Origin of the sequence: Mesorhizobium japonicum MAFF 303099, assembly GCF_000009625.1 — a bacterium.
In the GTDB taxonomy this organism is placed as follows: Bacteria; Pseudomonadota; Alphaproteobacteria; order Rhizobiales; family Rhizobiaceae; genus Mesorhizobium; species Mesorhizobium japonicum.
The window spans coordinates 4154282-4171831 of the sequence record NC_002678.2; the positions used below are offsets into that span (position 1 = coordinate 4154282).

The following is a 17550-nucleotide window of genomic DNA, read 5'->3' on the forward strand; positions in this document are numbered from 1 at the left end:
TGAATCGGAAAATGAACCAGAGGCCGAATCAAGACGGCCCATACCGGGAGTATCTCGACCATGAATTTCCTCAGCACAATCAAGGCGGCGGCGCTGTCCGCGGCGATGATCGTGTCGGTGGCCTTGCCGGCCGCCCACGCCGACGAACAGTACTTTCCGCTGCAGAGCTATCGCGTCGGACCCTATGCGGCTGGCGGCACCGGCTTCTTCGGCGGCTTCATCGATTATCTCAACCTCATCAACATCCGCGACGGCGGCGTCAACGGCGTCAAGCTGACCTGGGACGAATGCGAGACACAGTACGAGGTCGAGCGTGGCGTCGAATGCTATGAGCGGCAGAAGAGCCATGCCGGTGCCGCCGCCTGGAACCCGCTTTCGGTCGGCATCGCCTATGCCATGATCGACCGCATCACCGCCGACAAGGTGCCGCTGATCACCGTCAATCACGGCCGCACCGATTCCACCGACGGGCGCGTTTTCCCTTACGTTTTCCCGCTGCTGCTCAACCCCTACAGCGAGACCTCAGGCATCGTGAACTACATCGCCGCCAAGGAAGGCGGCATCGACAAGCTCAAGGGCAAGAAGATCGTCGTGCTCTATCACGGCTCGCCCTACGGCAAGGAGACCATCCCGATCTATGAATTGCTGGCGCAGAAATACGGCTTCACCGTCCAGCAGATCGAAGTGCCACATCCTGGCAACGAGCAGCAGTCGCAGTGGCTGACCATCCGTCGCGCCAAGCCGGACTTCGTCGTCCTGCGCGGCTGGGGCGTGATGAACCCGGTGGCGCTGAAAACGGCCGTCAAGGTCGGCTATCCCGTCGACCATATCGTCGGCAATGTCTGGTCGAATTCGGAAGAGGACGTCATCCCGGCCGGCGACGCCGCCAGGGGCTACACCGCCATCACCACCCAGGCTTCCGGCAACACCTATCCGGTGGTACAGGAGATCGTGAAGACGGTCTACGGCGCCGGCAAGGGCAACCTTGAAGACAAGTCCCGTATCGGCTCGGTCTACCACAATCTCGGCATCGTCAACGGCATCCTCAATGTCGAGGCGATCCGCGTCGCGCAGGAGAAGTTCGGCCACCGCACGCTGACCGGCGACGAAGTCCGCTGGGGCTTCGAACATCTCAAGCTCGATCCCGCCAAGGTCGAGGCGCTCGGCGCCAAGGACCTGTTCCACTCGATCAATGTCAGCTGGGACAATCACGAGGGCGAGGGCTACGTGACCTTCCAGCAGTGGGACGGCAAGAAGTGGAACGTCGTCTCCGACTGGATCGCGCCGGACTGGGCGCTGCTCAGGCCAATCATCGAGAAGTCGGCCGAGGCCTATGCCGCCGAGAAGGGCATCAAGCTGCGCACCGCCGATGACGCCAACGCCGTGACCACCAACTGATCAGCCAATGCCGGGCGCCACGGACAGGTTTCCGCGGCGCCCGGTCCTTACGGTTCTCGAACCGCGGAAGAAGAGCCCATGCCGGACAATGACGTCATCCTTGCAGTGGACACGATCCATGCCACCTATAACCACGCCATCACGGCGCTGCATGGCGTCAGCTTCGAGATCCGGCGCGGCGAAATCCTGGCGCTGCTCGGCGCCAACGGCGCCGGCAAGACCACCACGCTGAAGGCAGTCTCCAACCTGTTGCCCGCCGAGCGCGGCCAGGTCAACGCCGGCACCATCTGCTATGACGGCGCCGATGTCTCGCGCCGCAAGCCCGGCGACCTCGTGCGCGCCGGCCTGGTGCCGGTGCTGGAAGGCCGCCACTGCTTCAAAAGCCTCACTGTCGAGGAAAACCTGGTCGCCGGCGGCATCGGCCGCAGCGGCCGCCGTGCCGAGATCAATCAGGACCTTGAGCGGATCTACGCCTATTTCCCCCGGCTGAAAGAAAAGCGCCGGACATTGTCCGGCCTGACCTCAGGCGGCGAACAACAGATGACGGCGATCGGCCGCGCGCTGATGTCGCGGCCGCGCCTGCTGGTCCTCGACGAACCGTCGATGGGGCTCGCCCCACTTATCGTCCAGGACATCTTCCAGACGCTGAGAAAACTGAACCGCGAAACCGGTCTGTCGATCCTGGTCGCCGAGCAGAACTCGGCGGTCGCGCTACGATACGCCGACCACGCCACGGTGCTCGAAAACGGCGTCTCCGTTCTCTCCGGCGCCGCTGCCGATCTTCGCCAGCGCGAGGACGTGCGCGCCTTCTATCTCGGTCAATCGACCACCGGCCAACAGCCCTCGCCGGCTGCCAAACCAGCCCATCTCCATGCCGTCGCTTGAACAGAATCTCAAGGAGCAGTGAAATGACCGTCTCGACCGTCAAGACCGACCATGCTTCCGCCGCCGTGCCGCCAGTCGCAAGGCCAGCCGTACCGGCGCACATCATCAGGGATGACGCCGAGGCGATTGCGATCGCCCATGCGCTCGCCGCCGAATTCGTCAAGGAGTCGTCCAGGCGCGACCGCGAGCGGGTCTGGCCAGTCGCCGAACTCGACGCCTTCTCGCAGAGCGGACTGTGGTCGATCAACGTGCCCAAGGCATTCGGCGGCCCGGAAGTATCCTACGCGACGCTGGCCAAGGTGATCGAGATCATCTCGGCGGCGGATTCCTCGATCGGCCAAATCGCGCAGAACCATCTCGGCGTCGTCGCCGCGATCCGCACCGTTTCCGACGCGGACCAGCAGAAGCTGCTGTTCGCCGAGGTGCTGAACGGCACGCGGTTCGGCAACGCCTTTTCCGAATTCGGTTCCAAGCGCGCCGCCGATTTCGAGACCCGCTTCACCGATGCGGGCGACCACGTCGTCGTCAATGGCCGCAAATTCTATTCCTCCGGCGCGCTGCTTGCCCATCTGGTGCCGATCGTGGCGCTCGATGACGAGGGCCGCGCCTGGTATGCGATCGCCGACCGTGGCGCGCCGGGACTGACCGTCATCGACGACTGGTCGAGCTTTGGCCAGCGCACGACTTTGTCCGGCACCGTCATCATCGACAACGTCAAGGTGCCGAAGACTTTTCTCGTACCCGGCTACAAGGGCTACGACCGCCCAACCGCCGACGGCGCCATCTTCCAGATCATCCAGGTGGCGGTCGACACGGGTATCGCCCAGGCGGCCATCGACGAAACGGTTCATTTCGTCAGGACCAGAAGCCGTGCCTGGATCGACAGTGGCGTCGACAATGCCTGGGACGATCCCTACACGATCCAGGCGGTCGGCGACCTGACGCTGCGCCTGCACGCCGCGCAGGCGCTGCTTGAAAAGGCCGGTCTGGCGATCGACAAGGCTGTGGCCGAGCCGACGGCCGAGACGGTGGCGCATGCGCAGATCGTCACCGCAGAAGCAAAAATCCTGTCGACCGAGATCGCGATCGCCGCCACCAACAAGCTGTTCGAACTGGCCGGCACGCGCTCGACGCTGGCCGAGCACAATCTCGACAGGCATTGGCGCAATGCCCGCACCCACACGCTGCACGATCCGGTACGCTGGAAGTACTCGATCCTCGGCAAATATTTCCTCAATGGCGAAAATCCGCCGCTTCACGCCTGGAGCTGATTTCCCATCGGCGGGCCGGTGGCCCGCCACTTCAAACTTCGACATCCAAGAGGCCCACTGCCATGTCAAACCCCACAGTCGTCGGTTTTTCCGGCAACATCACCCGGCCGTCAAAGACACGCGCCTTCGTCGAACTGGTCACCAGGGACATCGCCGCGCGTCACGGCCTATCGGCTGTTACCTACGATATCGAGGATGTCGGCCCTTCGCTGGGCACGGCAAGATGGGCGCGCGACCTCGACAGCCAGGCGCAACCGATCCTGGCGCAAATCCTCGCGGCCGATGTGCTGGTGGTCGGTTCGCCGACCTACAAGGGCAGCTATACCGGCCTGTTCAAGCATTTCTTCGACCTGATCGATCCGGCAGCACTCCGCGGCAAGCCCATCGTGCTGACCGCGACCGGCGGCGGCGAGCGCCATGCCTTGATCGTCGAACATCAACTGCGGCCGCTGTTCGGCTTCTTCGAGGCCTTTGCCTTGCCCACAGCCGTCTATGCCACCGACAAGGATTTCACCGACGGCGTGCTGCGCTCCGAGGCGATCCTGAAGCGCGCGGCGCAGGCGGTAGACGAGGTCGGCTTCGTGCTGGCCAACCGCTCGGCAGGCAGGATCGCTGCCGAATAGCAGCCGACAGCGGATTTCGCCGATTGAAATCCGCGCGGGCGGCTCCCCCACTTACGTGCAATTTACGACCGCCCGATACAAAGTTCCTGTCTGATTCGCCCGGGACAGGAACACCATGAGCAAAGCCCTCACGACCTTCGCACTCGTCGCCGTGCTGACCGCCTTGCTCATGGCGCTGAGCCTTGCGGTGGCCCGGCACGGCTATCCCTATGGCGCGATCGGCGTCAGGCGCCTCGACGGCATTGCCGATGCCGGAACCTTCATTCCGCTGGCCGCCGTCTTTTTCTTCAGCGCGCTTTTGATGATGATCCTGCCGATCCGCGCGGCCAGCATCGTGCTGACCCATGCCGCCGACGCGATCTTCTGGACGGTGATCGTGCTGTTCGCCACCATCGTAGGCGGCCTTCTCGCCCGATGGGCTTTCGGCCAGGGCAGCGCAATGCTCGCGTTGCTGAACTGGCGGTTCCTGTTTGCCGTGGCTGTCGTTGGTTGCCACTTCGTCATGAACGAACTGCGCCGCAACGTGCTGTTGCGCAGCCTGTTCTTCGTGGTCTTCGCCGCGGCGACGCTCGCCTGCCTGTTCTGGTCGTTCACGCTCTAGAGGGCGGAAATAGTCGTTCCCTGTGCCGAGGTGGCAGGACGCTGCATCGCTTGTCGTCGTGCATCCCACAGGGCGCAATTTGCGCAAATATACAATCCGCGCGGCCGCCGTTCCTCGTGCCGTCCATTCCGGGGACTGCCTTCTCCGGCAGAACGGCTCTCTGCGCCCCACTCCGACCTGGGAGTGGCGATCAGCCAGGGCCGGCATTGTCGTGGCCGGTTAATTCTGGGATCCGGTGGCGATGTTGGCGGCAACCGTTTCCATCCATGTCCAGAGATAGGCGGCGAGGCCACGATCGACATGGATGCGCAGGCTGCGCTGACGGCGGTACACGATGGCGCCGATGCCGGCGAAGGAAAGCGTTGCACTGGCGCTTGGCGGCCCAGCGGGGTCGAGCGTCGTCCCGCGTGCGATGAAGGCATCAAGCGCCGGGCCTTCGACCTCGAACACCTGCAATCCGGCGCTGATCTCCGTCACAGCGAACCCCTCGCTGAACCACCCGGTGGCCATGCCGAAGGGCGTGGTGGAAACGGCGAGCAAGCGGTCGCGTGCCAGGCGGACCGAATAGCGCATGCCCTCCGCCAGGCCGAATGCCCCGACGGCTGGTCCATCGAAGCCGGAAGCCTCGGCCCATGCCGCAAGGTCGCCACTGACCAGGCGTTGGTGCAGCCCGGCAACGGCGCCTATTTTGAGCCCCGGCACTTCAATGGTGGCGTTCCGCCAGTCCGGTGGGACGGACCATTTTTCCGCGAGATCACGCATGGAGCCGGTCTCCTGCCGGGTCGAAGGCGCAAGGCGCGGCGATCGTCGCCGTCCTGACCTTGCCGAGATGCTGGACTTCGATCGTCTCGCCGTGGCGCGCCGCGCCGCGCTCGATCAGAGCGAGCGCGATGGGCCGGCCAAGCGTCGGGCTCCGGTAGCTCGAGGTGACGAAGCCCTGGCTGTGCAGCCTGCCGCTCTCCCGCTTGATGCCATGCGCGCCGGTTGGCAAAGGCGCTTCGCCGGACGGCACCGTCAGCCCGACAAGCTGCAGGCGATCGCCGCGCGAGGCCTCCTCGGTAAACAGCGAACGGCGGCCGACATATTCGCTCTGGCGTTTGGTGCGTGGGCCTTCGCTGCCGAGGTCGTGTGGCAGCGTGGTGCCGTCCGTATCTTTTCCAATGACGATGAAGCCTTTTTCGGCACGCAGGATCATCAGCGCTTCGAGACCGATGACGACGGCATCGAATGACTGCCCGGCTTGCCGCAGATGCGCCCATAGCGGCTCGGCGCGATCGGCGCGAATCGAAATTTCATAGCTCCTGTCGCCGGTGAAGCTGACCCGCGCGATGCGCACCGCGTCGCCGCCATAGCTGCCATGGCCGATCGCCATATGTGGCAGATCGGCATCGTCGAGCGAGAGGCCAAGATCGACTGTTTCGAGCAGCTTGCAGGCGTTCGGTCCGGAGACGGTCAGCGTCGCCATGTCCGATGTGGCGTTGTGGATATAGACGGCCTCGCGGCCAAAGCGGTCCTGGCGCCATTCCTCCAGCCGGGCATGTACGGCAGCGACATGCGAGGACGAGCACGACACGACGAAGCGATGCTCGTCCAGCCGCACCAGCACGCCGTCGTCGAAGACCACGCCATTCTCCGACAGCATGAAGCCATAGCGGCAGCGGCCCGGCTTCAGCGTCGACATGGTGTTGTAGTACAGGAAATCGACGAATGCGGCCGCCTTCGGTCCGATCACCTCGATCTTGCCGAGCGTCGAACCGTCGAACAGCGCGACCGACCGGCGCGCGCGCAACGCCTCGTCCTGGATGGCGCGATCCGTATCGGCGCCACGGCCGCCATAATGGGCAGGCCGCAGCCAGCCGCCATATTCCTGGAAGATGGCGCCGCTTTCGCGATGCACGCTCTCCAGCGGCAGCCGGCGCACCGGCGCCATCAACTCGCCAACGCGCGCGCCGGCAAAGCTCGCCAGCGGCACCGGCGTGAAGGGCGGACGGTAGGTGGTGGTGCCGACCTCCGGCACGGTGCGGCCGGTAATCCCGGCCATCAGCGCCAGGCCGGGCAGGTTGGAGGTCTTGCCCTGGTCCGTCGCCATGCCAAGCGTCGTGTAACGCTTCAGATGCTCGACCGAGACGAAGTTTTCGCGTGCCGCCAGTTCGACGTCCTTCACCGTCACGTCGTTCTGATAGTCGATCCAGATGCGCCCTTTCGAGCCGGGCACCGGCCACGCTGCAACGATGCCGCCAGTCGCCTCCGGTCCGGTGCTGCGCGGTAGGGCGGCCGTCGTCGGACCAAGCGGCGCAACAGCTGTCCGCGCGTCGGCAAACACTTCCGACAACGAGACGGAACCGGCTGCCGCACCGGCGACGGAAATGCCGTCAACGGGATCGCCCGGCAGGAAGGCGGCGCGGGCCCCGCTCCAGGCGAGCTTGCCCTTGGCCTGGCCAAACAGATGGATGGTGGGCGTCCAGCCGCCCGAGACCAGCAAGCAATCGGCGTCGAGCCTGGTGCCGTCATCCAGCGTCACGCCCTCGACGCGCAGTCTGCCCATGGCGGCCGCAAGCGGCCGCCCTTTGACCAGCCGCACCTTGGCCGGCGTTTCGGGGATGCCGTCGCGCCTGATGTCGACAAGCGTGACGTCGGCGCCAGCCTCGGCCAACGCTGCCGCGACTTCGCAAGCACTGTCATTGTTGGTCGCGACGACAACACGCCGGCCGACGAGAACCGCATGGCGCCTGAGATAGACGAGTGCCGCATCCGCCGACAGGATGCCCGGCAGGTCGTTGTTGGCGAAGGGCAAGGGCCGCTCGATGGCGCCGGTCGCCAGAACGATCCGGCGCGGCCGGACCCGCCACAGCGTGTCGCGCCGGCCATCGAAATGGCGCTGGTTCAGCCCCACCAGATTGTGGTCGTAGATGCCGAAGGCGGTGGTCGATGGCAGGATGAGGTGACCGCCGGCGGTAAGTTCCGCAACCGTCTCCTCGATCCACATGGAAGCCGGCTTGCCGTCGATCTCGCCGGCGCGATGGCCGAGCGATCCGCCCGGTTCACGCTGGTCGTCGACCAGCGTGACGGAGAGGCCCGCGCCGGCGGCCATCCTGGCTGTCGCCAGTCCGGCCGGTCCAGCGCCGACCACCAGCACGTCGCAATGATGGTTGACCTGGTCCGCCGTGCCCGGCGAGGTCCAGTCGGTGTCGACCTTGCCCAGTCCGGCCATGGCGCGGATGCGCGGCTCGAACATGTGCCAGTCCGGCCACATGAAGGTCTTGTAGTAGAACGCCGCCGGGATGAAGCGCGCAAAACGGTCGAGGAAGGCGTTGCGGTCGCTCAATGCATTCGGCATGGCGTTGACGCTTTTCGCCACCAGCCCGTCGCGCGCCGGCTCGGTCGTGGCCCGCGCGTTCGGCGTCGCCTGCGGGCCGCCAATATCGACCAGCGCGTTCGGCTCCTCGACGCCGGCACCCCAGATGCCGCGCGGCCGGTGGTATTTGAAGCTGCGGCCGACGACCGCGATATCATTTGCGAGCAGTGCCGAGGCGATGGTGTCGCCGGCAAAACCGTCCACGCTTGTGCCGTCGAAGCTGAAGCGGATCGGTCGCGAGCGGTCGATGGCGCTGCCGCCGGTGGCGAGACGCGAGGCGCTCACGCCGCGTGCTCCCCGCCAAGCGCGGTCGACGACAGCACCTCGTGGGTGACGGTGTCACGCTCCATGACGAAGAACTCGCCGCAGCTCATGTGAACCCAGATCTCGCGCGCCGTGCCCTTCGGGTTGCTGCGCAGATAGAGATAGCTTGCCCAGCTTTCGATCGGCACCTCGGCGCCGTCAGGCCTGGCGTTGCCGGCATCGCCGCCATAGTGGAATTCGGTCTCGTCGCGCGGACCGCAGAACGGGCAAGGGAAAAGCTGCATGATTGCCTCGGATTCTTGTCTCAGTGCGCGATGCCGGAGCCGGCCGCTTCGTCGATCAGCCGCCCGCTGGCGAAGCGATCGAGATCGAAGGGGCGGCTGATATCGTTGTGCTTGCCGGTCGCCAGCAGGTTCGCCAGCAGCGTGCCGCCGGCAGGAATGGCCTTGAAGCCGCCCGTGCCCCAGCCGCAATTGAGGAAGAGGTTGGGCAGCGGCGAGGGACCGATGATCGGCGAGGAGTCCGGCACGACATCGACGATCCCTGCCCATTGCCGCATCAGCTTCAGCTGGCCGAAGATCGGGAACATTTCCAGCAGCCCGGCGATCACGGTTTCCAGCGTCGGCAGATTGCCGCGCTGCGCATAGGAGGGGACGCGGTCGAGCCCGCCGCCGATGACGATCTCGCCCTTGTCCGACTGGCTGACATAGACGCCGCAGCCTGGCGACAGCACCACCGTGTCGAGGATCGGCTTCACCGGCTCGGAGACGCAGGCCTGTAGTGCATAGGAATTGATCGGCAGCCTGAAACCGGCCTTGGCCGCCAGCACCGAGGAATGGCCGGCCACGGCCATGCCGATGCGCTCGGCGCGGATCGCGCCGCGCGTCGTCTGGACGCCGCGGCAGCGGCCGCCTTCGACGATGAAATCGGTGATCTCGCAGTTCTGGATGATGTCGACGCCGAGCCGGCTCGCCGCCCGCGCATAGCCCCAGGCGACCGCGTCATGGCGCGCGGTTCCAGCCCTGCCTTGCCAGATGCCGCCGAACACCGGAAAGCGCGCATCCGGAGAGAAATTGTAGATCGGCGCCACGCGGCGCACATCCTCTGGCGAAAACAACTCCGCATCGATGCCGTTGATCTGCATGGCGTTGACGGTGCGCGCGCCGATCTCCATTTCGGCCGTCGAATGGCACAGATTGACCATGCCGCGCTGCGACAGCATGACGTTGTAATTCAGGTCCTTCGACAGGCCTTCATAGAGCCGGTGCGCCAGCCCGTAGAGTTCGACGCTTTCGGGATAATAGTAGTTGGAGCGCACCACGGTGGTGTTGCGGCCGGTATTGCCGCCGCCGATCCAGCCCTTTTCCAGCACTGCGACCCGGGTGATGCCGTGATTGTTGGCCAGGTAGTAGGCTGTCGCCAGCCCGTGGCCGCCGCCGCCGATGATGATCGCGTCGTAGGTCGGCTTCGGCTCGGGCGAGCGCCAGGCCTGCTTCCAGCCGGTCTGGCCGGCCAGGCCCTCCTTGATGAGCGACAAAGCGGAATAACGACGGGTCATGGTGTGCGGGACAAGGCTGATTTCTCAGGGCAAGCGTAATGGTATTGTACATATATGTCTAGTTCGCGGATCGATCTTGCACGCGGCGGAAGGTGCTAGCGTTTGCGCGAAGTCGTCTCTTCGACGTAGCGCGAGAACTCTTCGACATCCTCCGCCGGAGGCTCCTGGCCGGTGAAGCTACGCAGATAGGAGGCGACGTGCGCGAGTCGGGTGCTCATCGGCTCGTTGAGCTCAAGCGAGTAATAGCCGATCTGCATGAAATAGAGGACGCGAGCGCGCACGAATGCGTCCTCTTCCTCATAGCCATGACGCTTGAACATGTCGCGTATGGCATTGACGCGCTCCTCGTCGGCCTCATCGAGCGCGCGCCTGATGGCGGGTGAGCGCCGGGCCCAGGCTCTGATCGCGAAGTCCAGCCGGGGATCGAACAGCCTTTCATCGACCCAGCATTCGAAGATGCTCATCACGCCGCGGATGACGGTCGCGGAAGGCCGCGAGGCGCGTTCGACGATGAACCTTGTGTTGGTCTGCCGCCAATAGTCCAGCAACTGGTCGAGCAGATCCTGGCGGCTTTTGAAATACCAGTAGAAGCTGGAGCGCGAGACGTCGAGCTGCTGGCCAAGCGTCAGCACGCGAACGCGTTCGACGCCGTCCGAGATCAGCGTTTCAAGCGCCAGCTTCAGCCAGTCTTCACGCGTGGCCTTGATGTTGCCGGTGGCGCCGGCGCGCTGGATCGTCGTTTCGAGTGCTGCCATCGGTACGACGCATGACACGCTGCATCAGCCAAATCAAGGCTATGGACATAGGTGTGCAGGGCAATTCGCCTGGGCGGAATAACGCTCTGCGGATAGCAGCCGGGTTGGCCGTAACGGCTGGCCCGGGGACTTTTGTCGCGGCTGTTCGGCCAGTGCGTGCTTTCCCGCAAGGCATTTGTCTGGCAAATACCAGTTCACACGGATGCCGCCGCGCGGCCAACCAGCAGGAAAGAGCAGATATGGCACAATTTCGAAAGAACCTCATCGATGGCGAATGGGTCGGCGACGCCGGGTCCCACAACATCAACCCTTCGGACACAGGCGATGTCGTCGGCGAATATGCCTCGGCGGGGGTCGAACAGGCCAAGCAGGCCATCGCGGCGGCCAAGGCGGCGTTTCCTTCATGGTCCCGCTCCGGTCCATTGGCCCGCCATGCGGTGCTGAAGAAGGCCTCCGACGAGATCATGGCGCGCAAGGACGAGATCGGCCGCAATCTGGCGCGCGAGGAAGGCAAGACGCTGGCCGAAGGCATTGGCGAGACCATCCGCGCCGCCCAGATATTCGATTTCTTTGCCGGCGAAACATTGCGCCTGACCGGAGAGATGGTTCCGAGCGTGCGGCCGGGTGTCGGCGTCGAAATCACCCGCGAGGCTGTCGGCGTGGTCGGCATCATCACGCCGTGGAATTTCCCCATCGCCATCCCTGCCTGGAAGATCGCGCCGGCACTCGCCCATGGCAACACCATCGTCTTCAAGCCGGCCGAGCTGGTTCCGGAGAGCGCCTGGTCCATCGTCGATATCCTGCATCGCGCCGGCCTGCCCAAGGGTGTGCTCAACCTCGTGATGGGCAAGGGCTCGGTGGTCGGCCAGGCAATGCTCGACAGCCCCGACATCAACGCCATCACCTTCACAGGTTCGGTCGGCACGGGAAAACGCGTCGCCGCGGCAAGTGTCGAGCATATGCGCAAGTTCCAGCTCGAAATGGGCGGCAAGAACCCGCTGGTCGTGCTCGACGACGCCGATCTTGCGGTCGCCGTCGATTGCGCGCTCAACGGCGCCTTCTTCTCGACCGGCCAGCGCTGCACCGCCTCGTCCAGGCTGATCGTGACCGAAGATATCCATGACCGTTTCGTCGAGGCGCTGAAGGAGCGGATGGGCAAACTGGTGATCGGCGATGCGCTCGATGCGCAGACCCAGATCGGCCCAGTCGTCGACGCGACCCAGCTGAAGCAGGACGAGGACTATATCGCGATCGGCGTCAGGGAAGGCGCCACGCTCGCCTTCGGCGGCGAACGGCTCGACCGCAAGACGCCCGGCTTCTATCTCAGCCCGGCCCTGCTGACCGAAGCCACCAATGCCATGCGCAGCTCGCGCGAGGAGATTTTCGGACCTGTCGCCAGCGTCATCCGCGTCAAGAATTATGACGAGGCGCTTTCCGTCGCCAACGACACGCCCTTCGGGCTTACCTCGGGCATCTGCACCACGAGCCTCAAGCACGCCACGCACTTCAAGCGCAATTCGGAGGCCGGCATGGTGATGGTCAACCTGCCGACGGCGGGCGTCGATTTCCATGTTCCCTTCGGGGGCCGCAAGGGCTCGAGCTACGGCCCGCGCGAGCAGGGCCGCTATGCCACGGAGTTCTACACCACGGTGAAGACCGCCTATACATTCGCAGGCTGATCGGGCGCCGGCCTGTCAGGCCGGCGAACCTTCACCACGGCATGAGGCAATGACATTGCAGGATCTGACCTGGCTCAACCCGCCGCCGCATCACGCCATCGACGGCGATGCGGTGCGCGTGCGCACCGGCAAGGAGACCGATTTCTGGCGCGAGACCTTCTATGGCTTCTGGCGTGACAATGGCCATTTCCTGCATCGGCCGGTCGAGGGCGATTTCACTGCCGAAGTCACCGTCAAGGGCGACTACAAGGTGCTCTATGACCAGGCCGGGCTGATGGTCCGGCTCAGCGAAACGCATTGGATCAAGGCCGGCATCGAATACACCGACGGCCTAGCCTATTTCTCCGTCGTCGTCACCAACGACACGTCGGACTGGTCGCTGGTGGCCATTCATGCCAGTCCGGACGGCGTCGGCATCCGCCTGACCCGCCATGGCGAGGCGATCCGCGTCCAGTATCTCGACGCGTCGGACGGTCACTGGAAGCCGGTGCGGCTCGCCTATTTCCCGATAACGAAGACGGTCGACGTCGGCATGATGTGCTGTTCGCCGCAGCGCGAGGGTTTCGAGGTCACATTCTCCGGATTTTCGGTCGGCCCGCCGATTTCACGGGAACTCCACGACTGACGTTCCGGCCAGGACTGGCCCCGGAGATCCGCCTGGATTCCAAGTCTGGTGCAGGATTGCCGGAATCATCCGGCGGCGCCGTTTGGTCCAAGCCCGTCACGAACGGCATCGCGGATCGCTTGCGGGCCGAACCTTGCCCATACCGCCCGATGCGCCCGAAGGCGTTGCCGCGCCCTGCGTTCGGGATCGAGACAGAGTCCGATGGCCATCTCGGCAAGCGTTTCGTCGGATTGAGACAGCAGCACCTCGTCATTTTCGACCAGGTCCAGGCCTTCGGCCGCGATCGGCGTGGCGATCACCGGCACGCCCGCGGCCATTGCTTCCAGGATCTTGATGCGTGTGCCGCCGCCCGCCGTCAGCGGGACGATGGTGAGATGCGCGCTGGACAACAGTGGTGCGACATCCGCGGGATCTTCGATGAGCTCCACGCCAGGCAACCTGGCCAATGCCTGCACTTCCGGCCTCGGCGTGCGTCCCGCCAGGACAAGCCTGGCATCCGGCAGGGCGTTTCGGATACGGGGCAATATGACATTGGCCAATCGCTGCGCGGCATCGATGTTTGGCGGATAGGCGAGATGGCCGATGAACACGATCATCGGAAAGCCGTTGCCGGTCGACGGCTCGGCGGGCAGGGGCGCGAGACCGTCCCCGGTCTGCGGAATTCCGTTCGGAACAACGTCGATCGGGATCTTGTGCCGGGAAAGCGTCATCAGCTTCTGGCGATCCAGGTTCGAGCAGACCCATACCCTGTCGACAAGGGACAGTGCTTTTCTCTCGAGGAACCGGACGCTGAATGCTGCCGCGCTTCGCTTGGCACTGAGACGCTTGATCTGTCCGGCCAGGTCGGACTCGACATTGTGCATGTCGAGAATGAGCTGCTCCGCCAGCGGCCGCAGGGGCCGCAGCAGCTTGAACAGGCCGACGCCCTCGACAATGATGGTGTCAGGGCGGAATTCACGGACGAGTGCCTCAAGCCGCGTCAGCGCGGAACGCGGTATGCGATTCTCCGCCCTTGAGCGCCACCAGCCGATCGAGGCCGTGCGAGGCTCCCCCTCGATCGACAGGGCCTCGACCCGGATCAATGGATCGGGCGCATTCCTTACCTTGTTCGGCTTCACCGAAACCAGGCAGACCGGTCCGAACCTGGCGGCCGCTTCGGCGTTGCGATAGTTTCTCAGATCCGCACCTGAAGCCGGCGGAAAGCCCGGATCGTGCGACACGACCAGCGTACGCTTCTGGGCCGACCGCTCGGGGTGGCTGACAGCGGGTTGCGCGCCTGTGCCGTTCAATGCGGACGCCTGGGGCGTCGTGCCAGACAAGGGGCCTAATTCGGATGGCATTCAGAACGATTCCGTGGTTGCAAGCGCCACCTTGTTTAGCTGAACAAGGCTTTCGTCAAGCACTGCATATTTTGAATACTGTCGCCTCGAGTCCTCGGCGTGTGGCCAGGCTCATCGCCTCGACCAGGCCAGCCAGCGCGCCGCCAGACGCCTGCGCAAGGAGGTGAACCGGGTTCGCCTGTAGGCGTCGCCCGCCATCTTGATGCCTTGTGCCTGCGTCGGGAAGGCATGGATGACGTCGGCCAGGGCGTGCAATCCCATGCCCGACCTGATGGCAAGCGTCACCGCATTGATCATCTCGCCGGCATGGCTGGCGACGACCGTCGCCCCCAGGATGCGGTCGGATCCCTCCCGGACATGGATCTTGACGAACCCTTCCTCCTCGCCGTCCATCACGGCGCGGGCGACATCATGCATCAGCACCGTATAGGTCTTGACCGGAATGCCGTTCTGCCGCGCCTCGATCGGATAAAGACCGACGTGAGCGATCTCCGGATCGGTATAGGTGCACCAGGGAACGACGAGGTCACTGAGCCTTTCGCGCCCGCGAAACAGGGCATTGCGCACGACAATGCGTGCCGCTGCCTCGGCGGTATGAGTGAACTTGTATTCCAGGCACACATCGCCCGCCGCGTAGATGTGCGGATTGGTGGTCCTCAAATGATCGTCCACCTTGATGCCGTTGGCGTCATACACCACCCCGGCCTCTTCCAGTCCGAGACCCCTGACATTGGGCGAACGGCCGACGCCGGTGATGATCTCGTCAACGGAGATCGTTGTCGTGTCGCCGTCCCGCAAAAGATCGGCGAGCTTCCTGCCGCCTTCCTTGCGTACCGCCACCACCTCGGTGTTCAGGCGCACCTCCACCCCCTCGCGCGCCAGTGTGTCCGAAAGGATCTGCGCGGCGTCGCGTTCCTCGCCGGGCAGGAACATCGGGTCGCTCTGCGCCAGGATGACCTTCGCGCCGAGAAGACAGAAGGCCTGCGCCGTCTCGCAGCCAAGCGGCCCGCCGCCGATGACCAGGAGCCGCTCAGGACGCCGCGTGAGGTTGAACATGCTCTCATTGTCGAGATAGCCGGCCTCGGCAAGTCCCGGTATCGCCGGCCCGCTCGGATGCGCGCCGGTCGCGACCAGGGCCTTCTTGAAATGCAGCGTCTTGCCGGCGACTTCAACCGTGTCCGGTCCGCCAAAGCGCGCTTCACCGAAATAGAGGTCGATGCCTTCGGCTGTGATGGCCGCGGCCGAATCGGCGCGGCTGAGCCGCTGCCGGATCTGCCGCATCCGCATCATGGCCCGTTCGAAGTCCACGGGAAGACGCGCCGGCGTGTCGCCGCCGAAATTCTCGGCATCGCGCATATCGGCATAGAGCCTGGCCGTGCGGATGATCGACTTCGAGGGGACGCCGCCGACATTGACGCAGGCGCCGCCGATCAGCCCGCGCTCGATCAGTGCGACCTTTGCGCCAAGGCTTGCGGCGTCGCGTGCCGCGGTCAGGCCGGCCGGTCCGGCGCCGATGACGACGAGATTGTAGGGACCGTCGGGAGTAGGGTTCTTCCAGCGCGGCGGATGCGCGCCTCGGACCAGTTCGACGTCATTGCGGTCGACTGGGAAGGTGGCCGCCTTTGTCTGTTCACGCGCCATCGTAGGCTCCTGACGTGGAGCCTGCCGGCTGAGCCAGCCAGCCGCCGGTGAAACCCGCTTTGCCCAGGCCGCGGCGGATGTGCGGATTGGAGCGCATCAGCTCCCAGATCAGGCGCGAGCGGTGGTTCTCGATCATCATCACCACGATGCCCTGGTCCAGCCCGTAATGGCCTTCCGACACCCAGCCGTCGCGGCCGAATTTTCGCCGGTTGGCCAAGGTCGGATTGAAGCCGCTCGGCAGGCGGAAATTGTCCATCACTTGGGGATAGCGCTCGCCGAGATGACGCATGGCGGCCAGGCAGATGTCAGGCGCGAAAGGCAGCGACGCGGGATAGGACCATGGCGCGATCGTCCCGTCATCCGGCCCGAACGGTGCGCCACGCGCAGCATAGCCCGAAAACCGGTGTCTCCGTCGCTCGACACTGGCGCGGAAGCCGCCCGGCCCGTCTCCCGCCGAGAGGCCCCAAAGGTTCTCGCCATAGCCGTCGAAGCCATAGGGGTTGTGGCGGGCATAGTCGCGGTGGAGATAGGTCGAGCGGCGGCTGTTTTCGAAATAGTCCGAATTCTTCTCGCGCATGAAAGCGTCGCGGATGCCGGCGAAATCGATCCAGGCATGCGAAAACTGGTGCATGAACAGCGGGCCGCCATAGAGCACGTCATGGCCGTAGATGTTTTCCCATTGGTAGGTCGCCGTCCAGGCTTCGTAACTATCGTCGGAAGTCGGGCTGTCCGGCGAAGCCATCGACAGCACATAGAGGATGGTCGCCTCGTTGTAGCCTTCCCAGCCATAGTGGAGGAAACCGCTCTTCGGCTTCCAGCCCTGCCGCAAGGTAGGGCTGCTGCCTTGCGCCCAGCGCCAGTCGACGCGCCGGTAGAGTGCTTCGCCCAGCTGCCGGATCTCGGCCTCCCCCTCGTCCCCGCCGGAGAAATAAGCGCCGGCCACCAATATGCCGGCCATCAGCAAGGCTGTATCCACCATCGACAGCTCGCAACGCCAGACGCGCAAGCCTGTGCGCATGTCGAGGAAGTGGTAGTAGAAACCCTTATGGCCGGTGACGTTGTCACCACCGTTTTGGGGGCTGGCCGAGAAGAAACGCAGCGCCGCAAGCGTCAGCTCCACCGCCGCCGCGCGCGGCATCCAGCCGCGCTCGACACCGATCGGATAGCAGGACAGCGCAAAACCGACGACGGCGATGCTGGCCGGCGAGTTCGGCCGTGATGTATCGGCGACCAGCCCGTTGTCGGGGTTCACATTCTCCAGGAAATAGCCGAAGGCGGCGCGCTGGTAGCGGTCCAGGAGGTCGTCATCGGACAGCGCTGCGGGATTTGCTTCAGGCAAGCGATGCAATCTCCAGCCTGGTGGCCGCGACCCCTGTCGATCGCACGGCGCCGGCACGACGGCCTTGGGTCATCGCCAAACTATCTCGTCGCTTCATGGCTTTCCCGCAAACCCTGTTTCGTCGCCGCCCGTCACCGACTATATAGGCCTGTCCAATTCCCATCGTTGCCTCGTCACGCGGAATTGTAGTCGCACCGGCCAATGTGGGGATCTTCC

General features: G+C 64.6%; 15 protein-coding genes. 7 read left to right on the top strand and 8 right to left on the bottom strand.

Annotated features, from left to right (window positions below):
* The first annotated feature begins 60 nt into the window (after nucleotides 1-60).
* The 5 genes from MAFF_RS21390 to MAFF_RS21410 all read left to right on the top strand — a co-directional run bounded on the left by MAFF_RS21390 (nucleotide 61) and on the right by MAFF_RS21410 (nucleotide 4778).
* Nucleotides 61-1398, top strand: a complete 1338-nt coding sequence (locus MAFF_RS21390; protein WP_010913047.1) for an ABC transporter substrate-binding protein — start codon at nucleotides 61-63, stop codon at nucleotides 1396-1398.
* A 78-nt stretch (nucleotides 1399-1476) separates the two neighbouring features.
* Nucleotides 1477-2283 carry an ABC transporter ATP-binding protein gene (locus MAFF_RS21395; RefSeq protein ID WP_010913048.1) on the top strand — a complete coding sequence of 269 codons (807 nt, stop codon included), beginning with the start codon at nucleotides 1477-1479 and terminating at the stop codon, nucleotides 2281-2283.
* A gap of 23 nt (nucleotides 2284-2306) precedes the next feature.
* Entirely contained in the window at nucleotides 2307-3554 is a 1248-nt protein-coding gene (locus MAFF_RS21400) for an SfnB family sulfur acquisition oxidoreductase (protein WP_010913049.1), read from the top strand.
* A gap of 62 nt (nucleotides 3555-3616) precedes the next feature.
* The gene (gene msuE / locus MAFF_RS21405; RefSeq protein ID WP_010913050.1) at nucleotides 3617-4177 is read left to right on the top strand and encodes an FMN reductase; all 561 of its coding nucleotides are present in this window, start codon (nucleotides 3617-3619) and stop codon (nucleotides 4175-4177) included.
* A 115-nt stretch (nucleotides 4178-4292) separates the two neighbouring features.
* Entirely contained in the window at nucleotides 4293-4778 is a 486-nt protein-coding gene (locus MAFF_RS21410; protein ID WP_010913051.1) for a hypothetical protein, read from the top strand.
* Between the two features lie 219 nt (nucleotides 4779-4997).
* Here MAFF_RS21410 and MAFF_RS21415 read toward each other — a convergent pair whose 3' ends face one another.
* The 5 genes from MAFF_RS21415 to MAFF_RS21435 all read right to left on the bottom strand — a co-directional run bounded on the left by MAFF_RS21415 (nucleotide 4998) and on the right by MAFF_RS21435 (nucleotide 10710).
* On the bottom strand, nucleotides 4998-5540 hold the full coding sequence (locus MAFF_RS21415) for a hypothetical protein (protein WP_010913052.1): 543 nt from the start codon (nucleotides 5538-5540) through the stop codon (nucleotides 4998-5000).
* Nucleotides 5533-8418, bottom strand: coding sequence for a sarcosine oxidase subunit alpha (locus tag MAFF_RS21420; RefSeq protein ID WP_010913053.1), 2886 nt, complete (start codon nucleotides 8416-8418; stop codon nucleotides 5533-5535). The genes MAFF_RS21415 and MAFF_RS21420 overlap by 8 nt, the downstream gene beginning before the upstream one ends.
* Complete coding sequence (locus MAFF_RS21425; protein WP_010913054.1) at nucleotides 8415-8681, bottom strand: sarcosine oxidase subunit delta; 267 nt, start codon at nucleotides 8679-8681, stop codon at nucleotides 8415-8417. The genes MAFF_RS21420 and MAFF_RS21425 overlap by 4 nt, the downstream gene beginning before the upstream one ends.
* A 20-nt stretch (nucleotides 8682-8701) precedes the next feature.
* On the bottom strand, nucleotides 8702-9955 hold the full coding sequence (locus tag MAFF_RS21430) for a sarcosine oxidase subunit beta family protein (RefSeq protein ID WP_010913055.1): 1254 nt from the start codon (nucleotides 9953-9955) through the stop codon (nucleotides 8702-8704).
* A gap of 95 nt (nucleotides 9956-10050) precedes the next feature.
* Nucleotides 10051-10710 carry a TetR/AcrR family transcriptional regulator gene (locus MAFF_RS21435; protein ID WP_010913056.1) on the bottom strand — a complete coding sequence of 220 codons (660 nt, stop codon included), beginning with the start codon at nucleotides 10708-10710 and terminating at the stop codon, nucleotides 10051-10053.
* A 239-nt stretch (nucleotides 10711-10949) separates the two neighbouring features.
* Between MAFF_RS21435 and MAFF_RS21440 the strand changes: the two genes are divergently transcribed.
* Together MAFF_RS21440 and MAFF_RS21445 are read left to right on the top strand one after the other, a co-directional pair.
* Complete coding sequence (locus MAFF_RS21440) at nucleotides 10950-12389, top strand: aldehyde dehydrogenase family protein (protein ID WP_010913057.1); 1440 nt, start codon at nucleotides 10950-10952, stop codon at nucleotides 12387-12389.
* Between the two features lie 49 nt (nucleotides 12390-12438).
* Nucleotides 12439-13014 (top strand): DUF1349 domain-containing protein, encoded by a 576-nt coding sequence (locus tag MAFF_RS21445; protein WP_010913058.1) that lies wholly within the window; start codon nucleotides 12439-12441, stop codon nucleotides 13012-13014.
* A 65-nt stretch (nucleotides 13015-13079) separates the two neighbouring features.
* Here MAFF_RS21445 and MAFF_RS21450 read toward each other — a convergent pair whose 3' ends face one another.
* From MAFF_RS21450 to MAFF_RS21460, 3 genes are all read right to left on the bottom strand, one after another.
* A complete protein-coding gene (locus MAFF_RS21450) occupies nucleotides 13080-14303 on the bottom strand; it encodes a glycosyltransferase family 4 protein (protein WP_010913059.1) in 1224 nt (407 codons plus the stop codon).
* A gap of 162 nt (nucleotides 14304-14465) precedes the next feature.
* The gene (locus tag MAFF_RS21455) at nucleotides 14466-15995 is read right to left on the bottom strand and encodes a mercuric reductase (RefSeq protein WP_010913061.1); all 1530 of its coding nucleotides are present in this window, start codon (nucleotides 15993-15995) and stop codon (nucleotides 14466-14468) included.
* Nucleotides 15985-17334 carry a glucoamylase family protein gene (locus MAFF_RS21460; protein WP_044551129.1) on the bottom strand — a complete coding sequence of 450 codons (1350 nt, stop codon included), beginning with the start codon at nucleotides 17332-17334 and terminating at the stop codon, nucleotides 15985-15987. Before MAFF_RS21460 ends, MAFF_RS21455 begins: the two co-directional genes overlap by 11 nt.
* Nucleotides 17335-17550: the final 216 nt, after the last annotated feature.